The 7,067-nt window shown below is 68.5% G+C and carries 5 protein-coding genes and 2 pseudogenes; 3 read left to right on the forward strand and 4 right to left on the reverse strand.

The annotated features are described in order from the left end of the window. Together Y706_RS23470 and Y706_RS0103615 are read left to right on the forward strand one after the other, a co-directional pair. On the forward strand, positions 1 to 2,276 hold a 2,276-nt coding region (locus tag Y706_RS23470), incomplete at its 5' end, for a xanthine dehydrogenase family protein molybdopterin-binding subunit (protein WP_043434517.1). Between the two features lie 26 nt (positions 2,277 to 2,302). Beyond that, on the forward strand, positions 2,303 to 3,286 hold the full coding sequence (locus tag Y706_RS0103615) for an aldo/keto reductase (RefSeq protein ID WP_028275496.1): 984 nt from the start codon (positions 2,303 to 2,305) through the stop codon (positions 3,284 to 3,286). A 93-nt stretch (positions 3,287 to 3,379) separates the two neighbouring features. Here the strand turns inward: Y706_RS0103615 and Y706_RS0103620 are convergent, their stop codons facing one another. Then, a complete protein-coding gene (locus Y706_RS0103620) occupies positions 3,380 to 3,904 on the reverse strand; it encodes a DUF488 domain-containing protein (protein WP_028275497.1) in 525 nt (174 codons plus the stop codon). A 91-nt stretch (positions 3,905 to 3,995) separates the two neighbouring features. Between Y706_RS0103620 and Y706_RS0103625 the strand changes: the two genes are divergently transcribed. Then, complete coding sequence (locus Y706_RS0103625; RefSeq protein WP_028275498.1) at positions 3,996 to 4,640, forward strand: uracil-DNA glycosylase; 645 nt, start codon at positions 3,996 to 3,998, stop codon at positions 4,638 to 4,640. Here the strand turns inward: Y706_RS0103625 and nboR are convergent. The 3 genes and pseudogenes from nboR to Y706_RS29115 all read right to left on the reverse strand — a co-directional run. Continuing rightward, positions 4,637 to 5,272 (reverse strand): nicotine blue oxidoreductase, encoded by a 636-nt coding sequence (gene nboR, locus Y706_RS0103630; RefSeq protein ID WP_028275499.1) that lies wholly within the window; start codon positions 5,270 to 5,272, stop codon positions 4,637 to 4,639. The genes Y706_RS0103625 and nboR overlap by 4 nt on opposite strands. Positions 5,273 to 5,293: 21 nt before the next feature. Then, positions 5,294 to 6,763 (reverse strand): annotated as a pseudogene (locus tag Y706_RS23475) (pyruvate dehydrogenase (acetyl-transferring), homodimeric type); the annotation flags it as partial. After that, positions 6,655 to 7,067: pseudogene (locus tag Y706_RS29115) on the reverse strand (pyruvate dehydrogenase (acetyl-transferring), homodimeric type); the annotation flags it as partial. The pseudogenes Y706_RS23475 and Y706_RS29115, both read right to left, overlap by 109 nt.

The raw sequence follows: 7,067 nt of genomic DNA on the forward strand, positions 1-7,067 counted from the left end.
TCGCCATCGTCACGGGGCAGGCCCGCTACACCCTCGACGTCCCGGCCGAAGAACTGCCCGGGCTGCTGCACGCGAAACTGCTGCGCTCCCCGCATGCCCACGCCCGGATCCGCTCCATCGACGCAGCAGCCGCGCTAGCGATTCCCGGCGTCGCGGCGGTCTTCACCCATGAGGACTCCCCGGCGCAGCTGTTTTCGACCGCGCAGCACGAGCTCTACACCGACGACCCGGACGACACCCGAGTGTTTGACGACGTCGTGCGGTTCACCGGCCAGCGCGTCGCCGCCGTCGTCGCCGACACGGTGGCGGCGGCGGAGGCAGGCGTGCGGGCCCTGAAGGTCGACTACGAGGTGCTGGACGCCGTCTTCACCCCGGAGAACGCCATGCTCCCCGGCGCCCCCGCCCTCCACGGGGACAAGGACGCAACCACGGCCCGCATCAGCCGGCCGGAGCGGAACGTCGTCGCGGAACTGCATTCCGAGCTCGGCGATATGGCGGCCGGGTTCGCCGCGGCGGACTTCATCCACGAACACACGTACCGGACTCAACGGGTGCAGCACATGGCGCTCGAAACCCATGCCTCCATCGCCTCCATCGGCGGTGACGGGCGCCTGCTGATCCGCACCTCGAGCCAGGTCCCGTTCCTGGTGCGGCGCACCCTGGGCCGGGTGTTCGGCCTGCCGGAAGAGCAGATCCGGGTGGTTGCCGGACGGGTGGGCGGCGGCTTCGGCGGCAAACAAGAGGTGCTCACCGAGGACGTCGTGGCTCTGGCGGCCCTGAAGCTCAACCGCCCCGTGCAGCTTGAATTTACCCGGACCGAACAGTTCACCGCCGCCACCACCAAGCATCCCTTCACCATCCATCTCAAGGCCGGCGCCAGCCGCGACGGGAGGCTGACCGCACTGAAGCTGGAGGTGCTCACCAACACCGGCGCCTATGGCAACCACGCCACCGGGGTCATGTTCCACGGCTGCGGCGAGTCGTTGGCGGTGTACAAATGCGCCAACAAGAAAGTGGACGCCCACGCCGTGTACACCAACACCGTGCCGTCCGGTGCCTTCCGCGGCTACGGGCTCAGCCAGATGATCTTCGCGATCGAATCCGGCATCGACGAGCTTGCGGCAGGGATCGGCATGGACCCCCTGGAGTTCCGCCGCCGGAACATGGTCCGGGAAGGCGACGACATGCTGTCCATCCGCGACGAGCCCCAGGAAGACGTCCGCTACGGCAGCTACGGCCTGGACCAGTGCACGAAGCTGGTGGAGGACGCCCTGGCCCGTGGACGGGAACGCTGGCGTGCGGCCGGCCTCGACAGCCCGGGACCGGACTGGGTGGTCGGGGAGGGGACTGCCCTGTCCATGATCGACACCGTCCCGCCACGCGGCCACTTTGCCCACTCCAGGCTCCGGCTCCTGCCCGACGGGACCTACGCCGCCGACGTCGGGACGGCAGAATTCGGCAACGGCACCACCACCGTCCACGCGCAGCTCGCGGCCACCGCGCTGTCTACCTCTGCCGCCCGCGTCACCCTCCGGCAGTCCGACACCGACCTCGTGGACCACGATTCCGGCGCGTTCGGATCTGCCGGCACCGTGGTGGCCGGCAAGGCGACGCTGGCCGCCGCAGAGGACCTCGCCCTCCGCATCCGCGCCTTCGCCGCCGGCCTCCGCCGCGTGCCGCCCTCCGGCTGCGTCCTGGACATGGACGCCGTGGTCTGCGAGGGAACCCTGGTGCCCCTGACGGAAATTTACGGCGCCGCGGAGCAGGCCGGCGTCGAGCTCGCCGCCGAGGGGCGTTGGGGCGGGACGCCGCGCTCGGTGGCGTTCAATGTCCAGGGCTTCCGGGTGGCGGTGAACACCGGGACGGGGGAGCTGCGGATCCTGCAGAGCGTGCAGGCGGCCGATGCCGGCGTGGTGGTCAACCCGCGCCAGTGCCGCGGCCAGATCGAAGGCGGGATCGCGCAGGCCCTCGGCTCTGCGCTCTACGAGGAGGTCACAGTGGACGACGCCGGCCGCGTCACCACCGACGTCCTGCGGCAGTACCACGTCCCCTCCTTCGCCGACGTGCCGCGCAGCGAGGTGTACTTCGCCGACACCAGCGACAAGCTGGGCCCGCTGGGCGCGAAATCCATGAGCGAGAGCCCGTTCAACCCGGTGGCGCCGGCGCTCGCGAACGCCATCCGGAACGCCACCGGCGTGAGGTTTTCCCAGCTGCCCATCTCCCGGGACAAGATCTACCTGGGCCTGAAAGAGGCAGGGCTGGTTCCCCCGCTTTGAGGCCGCTGACGGCCTATAGTCGGACGATGGAACAACGAATCTTGGGCAAAACCGGACGAAACGTCTCCACCGTCGGGTTGGGGACCTGGCAGCTTGGCGCGGACTGGGGCAACGTGGACCCCGCGCAGGCGCAGGCCATCCTGGCGGCCTCCGTCGAAGCGGGCGTCACGTTCTTCGACACCGCGGACGTCTATGGCGACGGCCGCAGTGAGCAGGCCATCGGCGCCTTCCTGGCCGACAACCCCGGCCTGGACATCACGGTGGCCACCAAGATGGGCCGGCGGGTGGAGCAGCGGCCGGAGAACTACAACCTCGCCAACTTCCGCACATGGACGGACCGGTCGCGGCGCAACCTGGGCGTCGAGCAGCTGGATCTGGTCCAGCTGCACTGCCCGCCCACCGCCGTGTACAGCAACGACGAGGTCTACGACGCGCTGGACACGCTCGTGGCCGAGGGCGTCATCCGGAACTACGGAGTCAGTGTGGAGCGGACCGAGGAAGCCCTCGAAGCAATGCGCCACGAAGGCACGGCCACCGTGCAGATCATCCTCAACGCCTTCCGGCTCAAGCCGCTGGATGAAGTGTTGCCCGCCGCCGAGGCCGCCGGCGTGGGAATCATCGCCCGCGTCCCGCTCGCCTCCGGGCTGCTCTCCGGCAAATACACCGCGGAGACGTCCTTTGCGGAGGACGACCACCGGAACTATAACCGCACCGGATCGGCGTTCGACGTCGGAGAAACCTTCTCCGGCGTGGACTTCGGCCAGGGCCTCAAAGCGGTGGCCGAGTTCGAGGAACTGGTGCCCGACGGCGTCAGCACCGCCCAGGCGGCCATCGCCTGGATCGCGGCGCAGGACGGCGTCAGCACGGTGATCCCGGGCGCGCGGAACGTGGACCAGGCGCGCGCCAACGCCGCCGCGGCGGATGTCAGCGGCATTGACGCAACGTTCGACGTCGGCGTCCGCGAAATCTATGACCGCTACTTCCGCGAAACCATCCACCCGCGCTGGTAGACCCTCCTCAAACCAATGCAGGGTCAGAAACGGCCCATGGCGGCGTGGTTCAGGGCCGTAGCTGACCTCGCGTTGTAGTTGGCGTAGCCGACGTTAGGCCGGCGGGTACCACACCCGCTTCCCCTCAACGCGTGCGAAGGAAGTCAGGGTGTGGGGTTTCGCGGACTTTTCCGTCATGATGTCCAGCACCCCGACATTCCGGACCAGGAGCGCGTCACCGATCAGCGAGCGGTGGCAGCGCCACGGGACGGCTTCCGCGCACATGATTGCGGAATCGTTGGCCCGCCCGCGGTCCAGCAGCTGGTCGATGGCCGCGGAGAATTCTTCGGTCTGCATGTAGTCCGCATATCCCCGAAACGACGCGTTGCGCCAGGCGCCGTTGGGGCTGTCCTTCCGGGCGTGCCGCAGACCACCGAGGGATTCCATTCGCCGGTAGGTGATTCCGCTGGCCCGCACGCTCGCGGCCAGCGCGTCCCCGTTGAACTGTGGATTGTGGCGCGACTTCGGGACGGTGCGCACGTCGATCAGCTTCTTGACGCCGTGGGCCTGCAGGATGCCGATGAATTCGCCAATGGGATGAATGGAGTGCCCCACCGTGAAGATGGTCATGTCCGTCATCCCCCCATGCTAAAGCGGCACGCCTGCGCCGACGGTGTAGCGGCCCGGATATTCTGGAGGACCTACCGGCTGTCAACGAAACGGGTACGGAATGACTTCATCCTCCATCGATGGCTTTGTTGACCGTCTTGCGGCTGTGGAAACAGGGCCGGGGTGTAACAACTTCTTTGACCACACCGTGCCGGTAAATGCGCAGCGCCGGCGGAACCTGGCCATCTACCTGCGGGAGATGCGGGACCGCGACCCAAAGGTCCTGCTCGTGGGGGAAGCCCCCGGTTACAGAGGCATGAGGATTACCGGGGTTCCCTTCACGAACCGCACCATGTTCGAGGGCCCCGCCAACGAGTTTGGGCTTTTCGGGCCGGGGAAGGGCTACGTGCTCCCGGCGGATGCTGCGGGGATCGCTGCGGAGCCGACGGCCACGGTGATGTGGCAGGTGCTGGCCGAGCTGGAATTCCTGCCCCTGCTGTGGAGCGCCTGCCCGTGGCACACCCACGTGCCCGGGCGGCCGCTGTCCAACCGCACGCCAAAGGCTTCCGAGGCTGCGCTGGGAACTCCGTTTTGGCAGGCGCTCGCTGAGGCGTTCCGCATCGACACCGTGGTGGCCGTGGGCAACGTGGCCTACCGCAGCCTGCAGCGCAGCGGCATGGACGTGCCGAAAATCAGGCACCCGGCGCACGGCGGCCGGTCCGGGTTCAAGCGTGGACTGCAGGAGTTTTTGGCTCACTCGCGCTAAAACCGGCGCTGGTCGAGGAGGTGCAGCTGGTCGGCAGAGTCGAGGTCCTCGCCGCCGGAGAGGTCACTGCAGTCCACCAGATAAACCAGGTCCGGGTTGGCCCGCAGGAAATGCCGGGCGCCGGCGTCGCCCGTAGCGGTTTCCGCGGCTTCGGTGCGAAGTCCGGCATCGAGCAGCAGCGGATGTCCCCGCTGCAGTTTCCCGTCCGCGTCGCGGTAGGCGGCCGCCGTCACCCGGCCTGGCCGATGCGACGTCAGCAGCCGGGCCACGGTCTCCGTGGTCAGCCCGGGCTGGTCCACCAGCGCGATGAGCACGTGGTCCTCCGGGGCCGCCGCGGCGATACCGGCCCGGAACGAGCTGCCCATCCCGCTGGCCCAGTGCGGGTTGTCGATGACCCGGTGCCGGCCGAGGTCGGTGGCGGCGCGGACCCTTGCCGCATCCGCGCCAAGCACCACCACCACCTCCCGGCAGCCGCCCGCGAGCAGCACGTCAGCGAGCACTTCGACCAGCGTGCGGCCATGGAAGGTGAGCAACGCCTTGGGCCCGAGCCCCAGCCGGGTCCCGGCTCCGGCGGCCAGCAGCACCGCCGTCGTGCCGCCGGATCCGGTGCCGTGCGCTCTGCTGTCGCTCATTTGCCCACCATAACGCGCTTCTCAGGCGTCGCCGCCGGATCCGCCGGTGGTCCCGGCGTTGACGTCCAGGAGCTTGTAGCGGTCTATCGCGTAGGCGGGCGCCCCGCCGTCGACCTCTCCGCGCGAGGCCAGCAGCTGGAGGGTCTTCACTACAATCGAGTGGATGTCGTTCTTGAAGAAGCGGCGGGCCGCGGCGCGGGTGTCGGAGAAGCCGAAGCCGTCCGCGCCGAGTGAGGCGAACTGGTGCGGCAGGAACTGCCGGATCTGGTCCGGCACGGCCTTCATGTAGTCGGTGACCGCCACGACCGGCCCGGTGGCACCGGCGAGCTGCTGGGCCACGAACGGGACGCGGGCGGGCTGGCCGGGGTTCAGGAAGGCCTCTTCTTCTGCCGCGAGGCCGTCGCGGCGCAGTTCGGTCCAGGAGGTCACGGACCAGACGTCCGCGGAGACGCCCCAGTCCTCGGCGAGGACCCGCTGGGCTTCGAGGGCCCACGGAACGGACACGCCGGAGGCCAGGATCTGGCTTTTAGGCCCTTCAAAGTCCGACGCCGACACCCGGTAGATGCCTTTCAGGACGCCGTTGACGTCGAGGTTTACGGGTTCGGCCGGCTGGAAGATCGGCTCGTTGTACACCGTGAGGTAGTACATCAGGTTCCGCGACGGATCGTTGTCGGCAATTTCTTTCCCGGCTTCGCCGGGCCCATACATCCGCTCCAGGCCGTCCCGGATGATGTGGCCCATTTCGTACCCGAACGCTGGATCGTAGGTGATGACGGCCGGGTTGGTTGCCGCCAGCATGGGGGAGTGCCCGTCGGCGTGCTGCAGGCCTTCGCCGGTCAGCGTGGTGCGTCCGGCGGTGGCGCCGATGATGAACCCGCGGGTCATCTGGTCGGCGGCGGCCCAGAAGGAATCGCCGGTGCGCTGGAAGCCGAACATCGAGTAGAAGACGTAGACCGGCACGAGCGGTTCGCCGTGCGTGGCGTAGGACGTGCCGGCGGCGGTGAAGGCCGCCACCGCCCCGGCTTCATTGATGCCCGGGTGGATCAGCTGGCCCTGGGCCGATTCCTTATAGGCAAGGACGAGCTCCCGGTCCACGGAGAGGTAGCCCTGGCCGTCCGGGTTGTAGATCTTCGCCGTCGGGAAGAACGCGTCCATGCCGAACGTGCGGGATTCGTCCGGCACGATCGGGACAATGCGGTGTCCGAACTTTTTGTCCCGGAGCAGGTCCTTGAGCAGGCGCACAAAGGCCATGGTGGTGGCTGAGCGCTGCTTGCCGGAGCCTCGCTTGGCGACCCCATAGGTTGCGGGATCGGGCAGTTCCACGGGCGCATGGTCCGGCCGCCGCTCGGGGACGAAGCCGCCGAGTTGCTTGCGGCGGTCCATCAGGTACTGGATCTCCGGGGAGTCCATGCCGGGGTGGTAGTACGGCGGCCGGTAGAGGTCCGCTTCGAGCTGGTCGTCCGTGATCGGGATGCGCAGGTGGTCGCGGAAGGGCCGTCCCGGATGATGTGGCCCATTTCGTACCCGAACGCTGGATCGTAGGTGATGACGGCCGGGTTGGTTGCCGCCAGCATGGGGGAGTGCCCGTCGGCGTGCTGCAGGCCTTCGCCGGTCAGCGTGGTGCGTCCGGCGGTGGCGCCGATGATGAACCCGCGGGTCATCTGGTCGGCGGCGGCCCAGAAGGAATCGCCGGTGCGCTGGAAGCCGAACATCGAGTAGAAGACGTAGACCGGCACGAGCGGTTCGCCGTGCGTGGCGTAGGACGTGCCGGCGGCGGTGAAGGCCGCCACCGCCC

This window comes from Arthrobacter sp. I3 (assembly GCF_000520575.1).
Classification (GTDB): domain Bacteria; phylum Actinomycetota; class Actinomycetes; order Actinomycetales; family Micrococcaceae; genus Arthrobacter; species Arthrobacter humicola_A.